General features: G+C 59.4%; 13 protein-coding genes. 9 read left to right on the forward strand and 4 right to left on the reverse strand.

Annotated features, from left to right (window positions below):
- Positions 1–27 precede the first annotated feature (27 nt).
- The 4 genes from ACJ8IJ_RS14255 to mutH form a co-directional block, all read right to left on the reverse strand.
- Entirely contained in the window at positions 28–1,068 is a 1,041-nt protein-coding gene (locus ACJ8IJ_RS14255; protein ID WP_016929924.1) for an NADP(H)-dependent aldo-keto reductase, read from the reverse strand.
- 205 nt (positions 1,069–1,273) lie between these two features.
- Complete coding sequence (locus tag ACJ8IJ_RS14260; RefSeq protein WP_004931843.1) at positions 1,274–1,492, reverse strand: YgdI/YgdR family lipoprotein; 219 nt, start codon at positions 1,490–1,492, stop codon at positions 1,274–1,276.
- Positions 1,493–1,646: 154 nt separating this feature from the next.
- Complete coding sequence (locus tag ACJ8IJ_RS14265; protein ID WP_004931845.1) at positions 1,647–2,363, reverse strand: TerC family protein; 717 nt, start codon at positions 2,361–2,363, stop codon at positions 1,647–1,649.
- 100 nt (positions 2,364–2,463) lie between these two features.
- Positions 2,464–3,150 carry a DNA mismatch repair endonuclease MutH gene (gene mutH, locus ACJ8IJ_RS14270; protein WP_033644848.1) on the reverse strand — a complete coding sequence of 229 codons (687 nt, stop codon included), beginning with the start codon at positions 3,148–3,150 and terminating at the stop codon, positions 2,464–2,466.
- A 696-nt stretch (positions 3,151–3,846) separates the two neighbouring features.
- Here mutH and rppH point away from each other — a divergent pair.
- The 9 genes from rppH to recC all read left to right on the forward strand — a co-directional run bounded on the left by rppH (position 3,847) and on the right by recC (position 13,971).
- Entirely contained in the window at positions 3,847–4,374 is a 528-nt protein-coding gene (rppH, locus tag ACJ8IJ_RS14275; protein WP_004931849.1) for an RNA pyrophosphohydrolase, read from the forward strand.
- Positions 4,375–4,386: 12 nt separating this feature from the next.
- The gene (ptsP, locus tag ACJ8IJ_RS14280) at positions 4,387–6,633 is read left to right on the forward strand and encodes a phosphoenolpyruvate--protein phosphotransferase (protein WP_049186875.1); all 2,247 of its coding nucleotides are present in this window, start codon (positions 4,387–4,389) and stop codon (positions 6,631–6,633) included.
- A gap of 221 nt (positions 6,634–6,854) precedes the next feature.
- Entirely contained in the window at positions 6,855–7,727 is an 873-nt protein-coding gene (lgt, locus tag ACJ8IJ_RS14285; RefSeq protein WP_019455719.1) for a prolipoprotein diacylglyceryl transferase, read from the forward strand.
- Between the two features lie 7 nt (positions 7,728–7,734).
- A complete protein-coding gene (gene thyA, locus ACJ8IJ_RS14290; protein WP_016929918.1) occupies positions 7,735–8,529 on the forward strand; it encodes a thymidylate synthase in 795 nt (264 codons plus the stop codon).
- Between the two features lie 174 nt (positions 8,530–8,703).
- The gene (locus ACJ8IJ_RS14295) at positions 8,704–9,207 is read left to right on the forward strand and encodes a prepilin peptidase-dependent protein (protein ID WP_004931862.1); all 504 of its coding nucleotides are present in this window, start codon (positions 8,704–8,706) and stop codon (positions 9,205–9,207) included.
- A complete protein-coding gene (locus ACJ8IJ_RS14300) occupies positions 9,201–9,779 on the forward strand; it encodes a prepilin peptidase-dependent protein (RefSeq protein ID WP_280631251.1) in 579 nt (192 codons plus the stop codon). Before ACJ8IJ_RS14295 ends, ACJ8IJ_RS14300 begins: the two co-directional genes overlap by 7 nt.
- Positions 9,776–10,222 (forward strand): YgdB family protein, encoded by a 447-nt coding sequence (locus ACJ8IJ_RS14305; RefSeq protein WP_261127116.1) that lies wholly within the window; start codon positions 9,776–9,778, stop codon positions 10,220–10,222. The genes ACJ8IJ_RS14300 and ACJ8IJ_RS14305 overlap by 4 nt, the downstream gene beginning before the upstream one ends.
- On the forward strand, positions 10,212–10,568 hold the full coding sequence (locus ACJ8IJ_RS14310; RefSeq protein ID WP_265261394.1) for a prepilin-type N-terminal cleavage/methylation domain-containing protein: 357 nt from the start codon (positions 10,212–10,214) through the stop codon (positions 10,566–10,568). Before ACJ8IJ_RS14305 ends, ACJ8IJ_RS14310 begins: the two co-directional genes overlap by 11 nt.
- 31 nt (positions 10,569–10,599) lie before the next feature.
- Positions 10,600–13,971, forward strand: coding sequence for an exodeoxyribonuclease V subunit gamma (recC, locus tag ACJ8IJ_RS14315; RefSeq protein ID WP_442518658.1), 3,372 nt, complete (start codon positions 10,600–10,602; stop codon positions 13,969–13,971).
- Positions 13,972–14,004 lie beyond the last annotated feature (33 nt).

Below are 14,004 nucleotides of genomic sequence, written 5' to 3' on the forward strand. Positions count from 1 at the left end.
CGCAGCCTGGCTGCGCCCTCAGGGGGATTAAGGCGCCGGAATGGTAAACCGGGTGTGGATTTCTTCGAGCGCCTGCAGCACGTCCTCATCCAGAATCACGTCGAGGCTGTCGAGGTTGATTTTCAACTGATCCACCGAGGTGGCGCCCAGCAGAGTGCTGGCGACGAACGGCTGCTGACGCACGAAGGCCAAGGCCATCTGCGAAGGATCCAGTCCGTGTTTTTTGGCCAGCGCCACGTATTCGGCGATCGCCAACTGGGTTTGCTGTCCTGAATAACGGTTGAAGCGGGTGAACAGCGTATTGCGCGCGCCGGCCGGTTTTGCGCCGTTGAGGTATTTACCGCTCAGGGTGCCGAACGCCAGGCTGGAATAGGCCAGCAGTTCCACCCCTTCGTGCTGGCTGATCTCGGCCAGGCCAATCTCAAAGCTGCGGTTCAGCAGGCTGTACGGGTTTTGAATCGACACGATGCGTGGCAGCTCATGTTTTTCCGCCAGCTGCAGGTAGCGCATCACGCCCCAGGGCGTTTCATTGGAAACCCCGATATAGCGGATCTTGCCGGCGCGCACCTGCTCGGTCAGCGCCTCCAGCGTTTCCAACAGCGTGACCGTAGCTTTGTCGTCGGTGTATTGATAGTTGAGTTTGCCAAAGCAGTTGGTGGCGCGCTGCGGCCAGTGCAATTGATAAAGATCGAGATAATCGGTGTTCAGCCGTTTGAGGCTGGCGTCCAGCGCGGCGCGGATGTTTTTGCGATCGAGCGCCTGCTGCGGGCGGATGCTGCTGTCGGTGCCGCGCACCGGGCCCGAAACTTTGCTGGCCAGGACGATTTTTTCGCGATTGCCGCGCGCCTTGATCCAACTGCCGATATAGCTCTCGGTCAGGCCCTGGGTTTCCGGGCGAGGCGGCACCGGGTACAGTTCGGCGGTGTCTATCAGGTTCACGCCTGCGGCCAATGCATAGTCCAGTTGCGCATGGGCGTCGGCTTCGCTGTTCTGTTCGCCAAAGGTCATGGTGCCCAGTCCCAGCACGCTCACTTCTAAAGAACTGTGGGGAATACGGTGGTATTGCATTAACGGCCTTCCTTTCTTGTTAGCGCTGACGGGCCGCGCGGCCCGGTGAAACAGGAGCCCAATTCAGAAGACGGCGCAAAGTCCGTCGGGCGGCGATGTCGCCTTTCCTGACTATAACCAAGCGGTGAAGATGGGGGAAGTGGATTCAGTGCGGAGACGAATGAGGGCTACCGCGCTTGAACGGACGATAGCCGGCGAGCGGTGATTAGCGTTCGATAACCTGGGAAACCTGATCGCCGTTGATCTGGCGGTGGTTGCCTTTCTCGTCTTTATAACTGATGAGTCCGGTGTCTTCGTCGATCTCTGGTTTGCCTTGCGTCAGGATCATGTTGCCGTCTTTGGTCGCCATGACGTAGTCGCTGGAACATCCCGCCAAACCGGCCGCCATCACCAGCGCAGACACTGCCATTACCCACTTTTTCATCCTGCGGATCCTCGATTATGCAAAAACAATGTTCTTTCAAGATTAGCAAACTCTTGGCCGGGGGCGTCTCAGATAAGTCTTTATCTGATAAGAAAAACTGAAATGAGGGGGCAACGAAACGGCGGAAGCCGCCGATGGCGGCCTCCGCGCAGGGTTATTCCGGCGAACGGTTTTTCTTGCTGCGCATCAGATTGAGCGCTTCTACCGACATGGAGAAGAACATGGCGAAGTAGATGTAGCCTTTCGGCACGTGCACCTGGAAGCTTTCCAGCATCAGCGTGAAGCCCACCAGGATCAGGAACGCCAGCGCCAGCATTTTTACCGACGGATGGCGGTTGACGAACTCGCCGATCGGCCGGGCGGCGAACATCATCACGCCGACGGCAATCACCACCGCCGCCATCATGATGAACAGATGGTCGGAAAGGCCCACGGCGGTAATCACCGAATCCAGACTGAAGATGATATCCAACAGCATGATCTGTACGATCGCGCCGAAGAAGCTGTGCACCTTGGTGTGGTGCTCTTCTTCCGACCCTTCGATGGTTTCGTGGATCTCTTTGCTGGCTTTCCAGATCAGGAACAGTCCCCCCAGCAGCAGGATCAGATCGCGGGCGGAAATGGCGTGATCCAGCACGGTGAACAGCGGGTGCGTCAAGCGGATCACCCAGGCGATGGAGGCCAGCAGCGCCAGGCGCATCAGCATGGCGGCGGCCAAGCCCATTCGGCGAGCTTTGTTCTGTTGCGCTTTGGGCAGCTTCGCCACCACCAGCGACAGAAAAATGATGTTATCAATACCCAGTACGATCTCAAGAATGGTTAGCGTACCTAACGCTAACCAGGCATTGGGATCCATAATCCATTCGAACATTGCCCGACACACCTTAATACTTAATAAATGCAAAGGGTGAATTATACGCGTTTATCGTGGCGCTGACAGGGCTAGCTAAACCAGAGTTAAACGAAATCGCTTAGATTGAGAAATGTCTTGCCAGCAGCGCGCCGGTAAAACCCTTTTTCAGATAGAAACCGCGCGGCAGCGTCATGATAGGTTGCCCCTGTTCGCCGATGGCTTCGGTGAGCGCCTTGTTGTTGGCCGCTTTGGGGCGCAGTTGCAGCACTTCGCCGTGGCGTGCGGTGATGCGTTCTACGTGACCGAGCACAATCAGATCCATCAGCTCTTCCCAATCGCGGCGCAGCATCTCTTCTTCTGCAGCGCTCGGGCTCCATAGCAGCGGCGAACCGACGCGGCGCTGCGCCAGAGGGATTTGCCGTTCGCCCTCTACCGGTATCCACAACACGCGCGCCAGCTTGTGGCGAACGTGGCTGCTGGCCCAAGTGACGCCGCTGTTGCCGGTGAGCGGGGCGACGCAGACGAAAGTGGTCTCCAGCGGTTTGCCGGCGGCGTCGACAGGAATGGTTTTCAGCTCAATGCCCAGCTCAGGAAAATCCTGTTCCGGTTTACTGCCGGCCATGGCACCGAGGTACAGCTCCAGCAGCATGCCCACCCAGCCTTTGTCGCGTTTCAGATCCTTGGGGATCGGCAACTGCGCGCGGGCGGCCAGTTCGCCAAAACTGAAGCCGGCCAGCGCCTGAGCGCGCTCGAACAGCTGCCGTTCATTTTCCGGCGGGGGCGGCAGAGGGGATAAAAATGCCATAAATCAAGCCTGTCGAATTTGGTTGAAAAACGTACTGCAATTATACACGGCGAGCAATAACCGCTATCGCCTGGGGAAAAGAATAATAGTAGCATGATTTTACATGACTTTTTTTCTTTCCTTGCGCGGGCGACAATGCACTTGCGGGGCTTGTTCACCTGAAGCCACCGACAATAAACAGGATCTTACACCTATTTATCCACAGATTTATGGGATAACCCAAATTTTTACCGATCACTGGTTCAATTTACAGCCTTGACTCAGGCGGATTTTTACGAATTTGTCCGTTTTGTGCGTAACTTGCCCGGATAATCTGTGGATAAAAACGGCGTTGGTGGATCTTTCGCCAGGGTAAGATCCTTACCGTGCATAGATCACATTTTTGCCCTGTGCATCACTGTGAGATATTGGTTAACTATATGTTTTTAAGTTTAATATTTGTTTTTAGGTATGAGGGGGGATTTTAGGGGACGAGAGTTTTACCGGCTTATCCCTCGAGTTCTGCACACACCTATCCACAGAAAAAGTGAATAAAACCGGTCTGAAAGGCTGGGGTATGTTTATAACTTTGCCTATATCTGTGAGTTATCCCAATGTTATCCGGCCCGCAGCGCCGTAAAGCAGTGGTTTACCGCCTGTAGCTTGTGTGAAACAATCAGGACATCTATGCGAATTTAAGCTTATCGAGGTAGTCCGGTGATCGATGATGATGGCTACCGCCCGAATGTTGGTATCGTAATCTGTAATCGTCAGGGGCAGGTCCTATGGGCCCGCCGTTACGGTCAGCACTCCTGGCAGTTTCCCCAAGGTGGGATTAACCCTGGCGAAACTGCGGAGCAGGCGATGTACCGTGAGCTGTTCGAAGAAGTGGGGCTGAGTAAAAAGGATGTGCGCATCCTGGCTTCGACCCGCAACTGGTTGCGCTATAAATTGCCGAAACGTTTGGTGCGTTGGGACACAAAGCCGGTTTGTATCGGCCAAAAGCAAAAATGGTTTTTGTTGCAGCTACTGTGCAATGACGCTGATATCAATATGCAGCGCAGCAGCACGCCGGAGTTCGACGGTTGGCGCTGGGTGAGCTTCTGGTATCCGGTGCGCCAGGTGGTGTCGTTCAAACGCGACGTCTACCGCCGGGTGATGAAAGAATTCGCCGTGACCGTGATGCCGATGCAAGAGCAGGCGGCGCCGCGGCAGGCCCCCGCTTATCGCCGAAAGAGAGGTTAAGTTAAGCCGACTATGCTCACGCGCTTGCGAGAAATTGTAGAGAAGGTGGCCGCGGCGGCCAGTCTGACGGATGCGCTGGATCTGCTGGTCAATGAAACCTGTCTGGCGATGGACACCGAAGTGTGTTCCATCTACCTGGCGGACAACGATCGCCGCTGTTACTACCTGATGGCCACGCGCGGGCTGAAAAAGCCGCGTGGGCGCACTATCGCATTGGCGTTTGACGAGGGCGTCGTCGGGTTGGTCGGCCGCCGAGCCGAGCCTATCAACCTGGCCGATGCCCAAAGCCACCCCAGTTTTAAATACGTTCCGCAGGTGAAAGAGGATCGTTTCCGATCCTTCCTCGGGGTGCCGATCATTCATCGGCGCCAACTGCTGGGGGTGCTGGTGGTGCAGCAGCGCGAGCTGCGCCAGTTCGATGAAAGCGAAGAGTCTTTCATGGTCACCCTGGCCACGCAGATGGCCGGGATCCTGTCACAGTCGCAGCTCAACGCCATTTTCGGCCAGTATCGCCAAACGCGCGTGCGCGCGCTGGCGGCCTCGCCCGGCGTGGCGGTGGCGGAAGGGTGGCAGGACAGTAGCCAGCCTTCGCTCGATCAGGTTTACCGCGCGTCGACGCTGGACACCGCCAGCGAGCGCGAGCGCCTGACGCTGGCACTGGAAGAGGCCGGCGCGGAGTTTCGCCGCTTCAGCAAGCGTTTTGCCGCCAGCTCGCAAAAAGAGAGCGCGGCGATCTTCGATCTTTATTCTCACCTGTTAAACGACGCTCGCCTCAAGCGCGAACTGTTCGCCGAAATCGACAACGGTTCGGTGGCGGAGTGGGCGGTGAAACAGGTGATAGAAGCCTTTGCCGAACAGTTCGCCAAACTGCAGGACACCTATATGCGCGAGCGCGGCAGCGACCTGCGCGCGCTGGGCCAACGCCTGCTGTTCCACCTCGACGACACCACCCAGGGCGCCACCCAGTGGCCGGCGCGTTTTGTGCTGGTGGCAGATGAGCTGACCGCGACATTGCTGGCCGAAGTGCCGCAGGATCGCCTGGTCGGCGTGGTGGTGCGCGACGGCGCCGCCAACTCGCATGCGGCGATTTTGGTGCGTGCGATGGGCGTGCCGACGGTGATGGGCGCCGACATCCAGCCTTCTCTGCTCAGCCAGCGGTTGCTGATCGTCGACGGTTATCGCGGTGAACTGCTGGTCGATCCTGAGCCGGTGTTGGTGCAGGAATATCAACGGCTGATCAGCGAAGAGCTGGAGTTGAGCAAGCTGGCGGAAGACGACGTCGAGCAGCCGGCGCAGTTGAAAAGCGGCGAGCGTATCCAGGTGATGCTGAACGCCGGCCTCAGCCCGGAACATGAACAGCTGTTGGGCGGCCGAGTGGATGGCGTGGGGTTGTACCGCACCGAAATCCCGTTCATGTTGCAAAGCGGTTTCCCCTCCGAAGAAGAACAGGTCGCGCAGTATCAAGGCATGCTGCAGCTCTATCCGAGCAAGCCGGTTACGCTGCGCACCCTGGATATCGGCGCCGACAAGCAACTGCCCTATATGCCGATCAGCGAAGAAAACCCTTGCCTGGGGTGGCGCGGCATCCGCATCACTCTGGATCAGCCGGAGATCTTTTTGATTCAGGTGCGCGCCATGCTGCGCGCCAATGCCGGCACCGGCAACCTGGGTATTTTGCTGCCGATGATCACCAGCCTTGAAGAGGTCGACGAAGCTAAACGCCTGATTGACCGAGCCGGGCGCGAGGTGGAAGAGGTGCTCGGCTACGCGATCCCGAAACCGAAAATCGGCGTGATGCTGGAAGTGCCATCGATGATTTTCCTGATCCCGCATTTGGCCGGGCGCGTTGATTTCATCTCGGTCGGCACCAACGACTTGACCCAGTACCTGCTGGCGGTGGATCGCAACAACACTCGGGTCGCCGCGCTGTATGACAGTTTGCATCCCGCGATGTTGCAGGTGCTGAAATTGATCGCCGAGCAGGGGAACGCGGCCGGGCTGCAGCTTAGCCTCTGCGGTGAGTTGGCCGGTGATCCCATGGGCGCGCTGTTGTTGGTGGGCATGGGCTATCGCAATTTGAGCATGAATGGCCGCAGCGTGGCGCGCATCAAATACCTGCTGCGACATATCGACCTGGCCGACGCCGAAATGCTGGCTCACCGGGTGTTGAACACCCAGATGACCACCGAAGTGCGCCATCTGGTGGCGGCGTTTATGGAGCGGCGCGGCATGGGCGGGCTGATCCGCGGGGGCCGATAACCGCCGCGCGGTGTGATTTTTTTACAGAACTTTTCCCGCCCTGCCGGACCGGACCGCGCTAAGCCTATGTTATGATGCGCAACCTCAGCGCGGCGCATGTTCGTCGTCTTGCAGATCGCAGCGGCAATGCTGCCGCTTGCAAGGCGCGGGATAATCTCCGCCGTCGCTTGGCACCTGCCGCCCCCGCATGGGGAAAAATAACAGACATGTTGTGGTGATAGATGAGCAATAGCTATCTGGCGTTTCCTAAATTTGATCCGGTCATTTTCTCCATTGGCCCGGTTTCTCTGCATTGGTACGGCCTGATGTACCTGGTCGGTTTCGTTTTTGCCATGTGGCTGGCGGTGCGTCGCGCCAACAAGCCGGGCAGCGGCTGGACCAAAGACGAAGTGGAAAACCTGCTCTACGCCGGCTTCCTGGGCGTATTCGTCGGCGGCCGCGTAGGCTATGTGCTGTTCTACAACCTGCCGCTGTTCCTGGATAACCCGCTCTATCTGTTCAAGGTCTGGGATGGCGGCATGTCATTCCACGGCGGTTTGATGGGGGTGATTCTGGTGATGTTCTGGTTCGCTCGCCGCACCAAGCGCACCTTCTTCCAGGTTTCCGATTTTATCGCGCCATTGATCCCATTCGGCCTGGGCGCCGGCCGCCTCGGCAACTTTATCAACGGCGAGCTATGGGGCCGCGTGACTACCGACACCCCTTGGGCGATGTTGTTCCCAAGTTCGCGCAGCGAAGACGTGGCTCTCGCCGCCGCCGATCCTTCCCTGCTGCCGCTGCTGAATCAGTACGGCGTGCTGCCGCGCCATCCGTCGCAACTGTATGAGCTGCTGCTGGAAGGCGTAGTGCTGTTTATCATTCTGAACCTGTTCATCCGCAAGCCGCGGCCGATGGGCGCCGTATCAGGCCTGTTCCTGATCGGGTATGGCGCATTCCGCATCATCGTCGAAGCGTTCCGCCAGCCGGATGCTCAGCTCGGCCTGTTCGACGGCGTGATCAGCATGGGGCAGATCCTGTCCATCCCAATGGTGGTGGCCGGTGTTATTATGATGATTTGGGCGTACCGTCGTCGCCCACAGCAACAAGTGTCGTGAGGGACAAATGAAACAGTATCTGGATTTGATGAACAAGGTGCTCGCCGAGGGCACCCCTAAAGCCGACCGTACCGGCACTGGCACATTGTCGATTTTCGGCCACCAGATGCGTTTCAACTTGCAGGAAGGTTTCCCGTTGGTGACCACCAAGAAATGTCATCTGCGTTCGATCATTCATGAGCTGTTATGGTTCCTGAACGGCGATACCAACATCGCCTACCTGCGTGACAACAAGGTCACCATTTGGGACGAGTGGGCCGATGAAAACGGCGATCTCGGCCCGGTGTACGGCAAACAGTGGCGCGCCTGGGGCGCAGCGGACGGCCGTCAGATCGATCAGCTGAGCAACGTGCTCCAACAGCTGAAGCAAGATCCGGATTCGCGTCGCATCATCGTTTCCGCCTGGAACGTCGGCGAGCTGGATCAGATGGCGTTGGCGCCGTGCCACGCGTTCTTCCAGTTCTACGTGGCGGATGGCAAGCTCTCTTGCCAGCTGTATCAGCGTTCCTGCGACGTCTTCCTCGGCCTGCCGTTCAACATCGCCAGCTACGCGCTGTTGGTGCATATGATGGCGCAGCAGTGCGATCTGGAAGTGGGCGATTTCGTCTGGACCGGCGGCGATACCCACCTGTACAGCAACCACATGGAACAGACTCAGCTGCAACTGACGCGTGAACCGCGTCCGTTGCCGAAACTGGTGATCAAACGCAAACCGGCTTCACTGTTCGATTACCGTTTCGAAGACTTCGAGATCGAAGGTTACGATCCGCATCCGGCCATCAAGGCGCCGGTCGCGATCTGACCTTAACCGCATCACACCAGGGGCGCAGCGATTGCGCCCCTTTTTTTATCCGCATTGCGTACCGCGCCGCATTTTTTTGTCGCGCTCTGCCGTCGTAGAGAAAACATTGCGCAGCTTGCCGCAGCGCTTGCGCATGTGGCTTTACCGCGTTGTTACGGCCCTTACACTGGCGGCATGAACGACAATACTCTCTCGAACATCGATGATCGCCAACGGGGCATGACGCTAATTGAGCTATTGGCGGCGATCCTGATCGCCGGCATGCTCACCGGCTGGGGCGTCGGGCAATGGCGCTATCATCAGCAAGCGCTGCGGCTGGAACACACGGCCCAACAGCTGCTGGCGTTTTTGCTGCGATTACAGGCGGACGCCAACTGGCGTAACCGCACGACGCTGCTGTGGTTCAAGAATGGCACGCCCTGGTGCCTGGGCGGTGGTGTGCCACCGACGGATTGCGCTTCCGCCGAAGGCTCCGTTTTCTTGCCGCCTTATCGTGACGTTGCGCTGAGCGGCTACTCCGGCAAAGAGATTGGGTTTTATGGTTTGCGCAATACTGCGCAGGCGGGGCACATCCTTCTCAGCAACGACGCAGGCAGCCTGCGGCTGGTGCTGTCCGGCCGTGGGCGGCTGCGTTTGTGCAGCGAAGGGCAGTGGGTCAGGGGCATTGCGCTATGTTGAATTTAGCACGCGGTTTTAGCTTGCCGGAAGTGATGTTGGCGTTGCTCTTCGGCAGCGTGATCGCGCTCGGCGCGGCAAAAACTTACCCGCTGTTACGCCAACAGAACGTTGCCGTCGGTCAGCACTTTCGGCTGGAGTCAACGCTGCGACAGCTGGCGTTCGGCATTGAGAAAGATCTGCGCCGCGCCGGTTTTTGCGCTGGAAAGTGCGCTGGCCGGCCGCTGCTGATAGGCCAGGCATCGGGAGAAGTGGCTGGCAGCTGCGTTATCGTTGCCTACGACATTGCTCGCAGCGGGCAATGGCTCAGTTCGGGTGAGGATGCGGGCTATTTCGGTTATCGGCTACGCAATGGCGGCCTGGAAGGGCAGCGCGGCGTGAGCCAATGCGATGGCGGCGGCTGGGAGCGGCTACTCGATCAGGACGAAGTGCGCATTGAGCGGTTTCATGTGGCGATAGAGCGGGGCGATCACGGCGCGGCGTTGGCTCGCCTGACGCTGACGGGGCGCTCCACCAGCGATACGCGTATCAGGCGTAGTCTGAGCGGGAGCGTCGAAATGGCGGCGCTGCCATGAACCGGCGAACCCAGCGAGGCGGTAGCACCCTGGCGGCGGTGATGTTGCTGTTGGCGCTGGGGCTGATGTTGCTCAATGCTCAGCATCGGCAATTGGATAACGCGCTGTTACTGGCCGCCGATCAGCAGCGTTACCTTCAGGCTTACAATCAGGCCGCTTCGGCGCTGAGTTGGGGCATGAGCCAGCGTTGGCCGCGCGCCGAGCTGAGTGCAGCGGCCTGGTTATGCAGGCAGCGCGTGGAACTGACGGCTTGCGCTCGGCTGTCAGCCAGAGCGGGCATGGTGACGGTACGCGGCCTTGGTGAGATGCGCGGCGGTGAACCGGTATGGCTGTATCAATGGGGCACCTTTGACGGCGCGGAGGCTGCTGGCAAGTTGCAAGCACAGCCGGGCGGTCGGCTGGATTTTTGCCCCGAGAAAAGGTTGGCCGACTGTGAGGGTTAACGCTCGGGCAGCGCGGATATCACGCAACGGCTTCAGCCTGCCGGAAGTGTTGGTGGCGGCCTTGCTGTTCTCGGTGTCGCTGCTTGGCTTGTTACAGTATCATCAGGTGCTGTTGCAGTCGTTCCAGCGCCAGTGGCACTACCGGCAAGCCTGGGGGCTGGCGCATCAGCAGTTGGAGGCGTTTGCCGTCACCGGCCGGCTCGAGGCTGAACCGCTGCCGGAAGGGTGGCGGCGCGAGACGGCACTTGACGATGCGGGGAGTGATTGCCGCCGATTGGCGGTCAGGATCCAAACACCGCAGCGGCAGTGGGCAACGCTGAGCCGCTGGTATTGCGCCCGTTTTTGAGCCGTATGTCTTTTGTTTTAAAGGAGTCTTCATGTTCACGGTTTATCATTCCAATCAGCTGGATTTGTTGAAAACGCTGACCAGCGCGCTGATAGCCAGAGATCCGTTGACCGATCCTTTTCAACAGGAGGTGGTGCTGGTGCAAAGCCCCGGTATGGCGCAATGGCTGCAGATGCAGCTGGCGGAACAGTTCGGTATCGCAGCCAATGTCGCGTTTCCGCTGCCGGCGACCTTCATTTGGGACATGTTCACCCGGGTGTTGCCGGATATTCCGAAAGAGAGCGCATTCAGCAAGGATGCCATGACCTGGAAGCTGATGTGGTTGTTGCCGGAGATGTTGACTCAGCCGGCGTTTGCGCCACTGCAGCACTATCTGACCGATGACGGCGACAAGCGCAAAATCCACCAGTTGGCCGGCCGGGTCGCCGACCTGTTCGACCAATATTTGGTTTATCGCCCGCAGTGGCTGGAGAGCTGGCAGCGCGGCGAGCGCATCGACGGTCTGGCGGAGGCTCAGCAATGGCAGGCGCCGCTCTGGGCGCGACTGGTGGAATACACGCGCGAACTGGGGCAGCCGGAATGGCACCGCGCCAATCTGTACAGCCGCTTTATCCACGCGCTGGAGCAGGCAAAAACATGCCCGCCCGGTTTGCCGCCGCGGGTGTTTATCTGCGGCATCTCGGCATTGCCGCCGATCTATCTGGAAGCGCTGCAGGCGCTGGGGCGGCATATCGACATCCACCTGATGTTCACCAACCCCTGTCGCTACTATTGGGGTGATATTCAGGATTACGCCTTTCTGGCCCGCTTGCAGAGCCGCAAGCGTCGTCACTACCACCAGGCTCGCGAGCAAGGGCTGTTCCGCGAGCCGGATGACGCGGCGCACCTGTTTGACGCCGAAGGGCAGCAGCAACTCAGCAACCCGCTGCTGGCCTCCTGGGGCAAGCTGGGGCGCGATCACCTTTACCTGCTGTCGCAGATGGAAGGGGCGCAAGAGGTTGACGCCTTTGTCGATATCCCGGCCGATACCATGCTGCACGCCGTTCAGCGCGATATGCTGGAACTGGAAGACCATGCGGTAATCGGTATTACCGCGGAAACGCTGGAAAGCAGCTTCAGCAAACGTCCGCTTGATGAAAACGACCGCTCCCTCAGCCTGCACGCCTGTCACAGCCCACAGCGGGAAGTGGAGGTTTTGCACGATCGGTTGCTGAGCATGCTGGCGCAGGATCCGTCGTTGACGCCGCGCGACATCATCGTGATGGTGGCGGATATCGACAGCTACACGCCTTACATTCAGGCGGTGTTCGGCAATGCCCCCGCCGAGCGCTACCTGCCGTTTGCCATTTCCGACCGTAAAGCGCGCCAGGCGCATCCGGCGCTGCAGGCGTTCATTTCACTGCTCGATCTGCCGCAAAGCCGCTTTACCTCGGAACAGGTACTGGCGCTGCTGGAGGTGCCGGCCCTGGCCGCCCGTTTCGCCATTGGCGAAGAGGGGCTGCGCCTGCTGCGTCATTGGGTTGGTGAATCCGGCGTGCGCTGGGGCCTGGACGATGATAACGTGCGCGAACTGGATCTGCCCGCCACCGGCCAGCATACCTGGCGCTTCGGCATTACGCGCATGCTGCTTGGCTATGCGATGGACAGCAATGCCGGCGATTGGCAGGGCATTTTGCCTTACGACGAATCGAGCGGGTTGGTCGCCGAACTGGCGGGGCAACTGGCAGACCTGCTGGCGCAGCTCAGCCACTGGCGGCAAATCCTGAGCGAAGCGCGCCCGCTCGAGGCGTGGCTGCCGCTGTGCCGCCAACTGCTGGATGCCTTCTTCGCAGCGGACAGCGACACCGAAGTGGTGCTGGCGCTGATCGAACAGCAGTGGCAGCAGGCCATTAATTTTGGCCTGGCGGCGCGCTATCCCGATGAGGTGCCGTTGACCATTCTGCGTGACGATCTGGCGGCGCGCCTCGATCAAGAGCGCATCAGCCAGCGCTTCCTCGCCGGGCAAATCAACTTCTGCACGCTGATGCCGATGCGTTCCATTCCGTTCAAGGTGGTGTGCCTGCTGGGCATGAACGACGGCGTGTATCCGCGCACGTTGCCGCCGTTGGGTTTTGATCTGATGGCGCAGCAGGTCAAGCGCGGCGACCGCAGCCGCCGCGATGACGACCGCTATCTGTTCCTGGAAGCGATTTTGTCCGCTCAGCAGCGGCTATATATCAGCTTCATCGGCCGTTCCATTCAGGACAACAGCCCGCGCTACCCTTCGGTGCTGGTCACTGAGCTGCTTGAGTACCTGGAGCAAAGCTATTGCCTGCCGGGAGATGAGGAACTCAGCGCAGACGATAGCGCCCGGCGGGTTGGTGAGCACTTGCTGAAGTGGCACGCGCGCATGCCGTTCGCCGCCGAGAATTTCTTGCCGGGCTCGGAGGCGCAAAGCTATGCCGCCGAGTGGCTGCCCGCCGCCGATGGTCGCGGTGCGGCGCATCCGGCGTTCAACCAGCCGCTGCCTGCCGAAGCGCTGCAGCAAATATCGTTGGATGAGCTGCTGCGGTTTTACCGCCATCCGATTCGCGCGTTTTTCCAATTGCGGCTGGGCGTCAGTTTTATCCTGGAAGAGACTGAGCTGCCGGACGAAGAGCCCTTCACGCTGGATAACCTCAGCCGCTACCAGTTCAACAGCCAACTGCTGAATACCCTGATCGACGGCGACGATCCCGAACGGTTGTTCCAGCGGGTGCGTGCCGCCGGCGGCTTGCCCTATGGCGCCTTCGGCGAGATCTATTGGCAAAAGCAGCAGGAAGAGATGAGCGAACTGGCCGAGCAGGTGCGTGCGGAACGCGCAGAGAGCCATAGCCTGGAGCTGGATATCGATATTGCCGGCGTACGTCTCAGCGGCTGGCTGCATCAGGTGCAGGATGACGGCCTGTTGCGCTGGCGGCCCGCCACGTTGTCGGCGGTGGATGGCATATTGCTGTGGCTGGAGCACCTGGTGTACTGCCGCGCCGGCGGCACCGGCGAGAGCCGCATCTACGGCCGCAAGAACTCTGCCTGGCGCTTTGCCGCGCTGGCGCCTGAAGAGGCACAGGCGCAGCTGGCGGAACTGCTAGCGGGCTATCAGCGCGGTTTGTGTCAGCCGCTGTTGCTGCTGAACAAGAGTGGCTGGGCATGGCTGAGTCAGTGCTATCAGCCGGAAACACAGCAAATCGACTGGGAGGAAGAAGCGCAAATTAAGGCACGCGCCAAATTGCTGCAGGCCTGGCAGGGCGATCAGCGCATTCCCGGCGAAGGGGAAGATCCCTACGTGCAGCGAGTATTCCGCCAATTGGATAATGAATACTTAGCGCAAATACTGGCCGAAACAGAGCGTTATCTGCTGCCGGTGGCGCGACATAACCTGGGGTAACAATCCCCCGGTGGTGCTGTACGGCGGGAGGTG

It is taken from the genome of Serratia sp. CY40230, assembly GCF_052168835.1.
Taxonomy (GTDB): domain Bacteria; phylum Pseudomonadota; class Gammaproteobacteria; order Enterobacterales; family Enterobacteriaceae; genus Serratia; species Serratia nematodiphila.

Excerpts from the sequence above, each read along its gene's own strand:
- ACJ8IJ_RS14255 (WP_016929924.1), bottom strand. The coding sequence starts at position 1,068 with ATGCAATACCACCGTATTCCCCACAGTTCTTTAGAAGTGAGCGTGCTG.
- ACJ8IJ_RS14260 (WP_004931843.1), bottom strand. The coding sequence starts at position 1,492 with ATGAAAAAGTGGGTAATGGCAGTGTCTGCGCTGGTGATGGCGGCCGGT.
- ACJ8IJ_RS14265 (WP_004931845.1), bottom strand. The coding sequence starts at position 2,363 with ATGTTCGAATGGATTATGGATCCCAATGCCTGGTTAGCGTTAGGTACG.
- mutH (WP_033644848.1), bottom strand. The coding sequence starts at position 3,150 with ATGGCATTTTTATCCCCTCTGCCGCCCCCGCCGGAAAATGAACGGCAG.
- ptsP (WP_049186875.1), top strand. The coding sequence starts at position 4,387 with ATGCTCACGCGCTTGCGAGAAATTGTAGAGAAGGTGGCCGCGGCGGCC.
- lgt (WP_019455719.1), top strand. The coding sequence starts at position 6,855 with ATGAGCAATAGCTATCTGGCGTTTCCTAAATTTGATCCGGTCATTTTC.
- thyA (WP_016929918.1), top strand. The coding sequence starts at position 7,735 with ATGAAACAGTATCTGGATTTGATGAACAAGGTGCTCGCCGAGGGCACC.
- ACJ8IJ_RS14295 (WP_004931862.1), top strand. The coding sequence starts at position 8,704 with ATGAACGACAATACTCTCTCGAACATCGATGATCGCCAACGGGGCATG.
- ACJ8IJ_RS14300 (WP_280631251.1), top strand. The coding sequence starts at position 9,201 with ATGTTGAATTTAGCACGCGGTTTTAGCTTGCCGGAAGTGATGTTGGCG.
- ACJ8IJ_RS14305 (WP_261127116.1), top strand. The coding sequence starts at position 9,776 with ATGAACCGGCGAACCCAGCGAGGCGGTAGCACCCTGGCGGCGGTGATG.
- recC (WP_442518658.1), top strand. The coding sequence starts at position 10,600 with ATGTTCACGGTTTATCATTCCAATCAGCTGGATTTGTTGAAAACGCTG.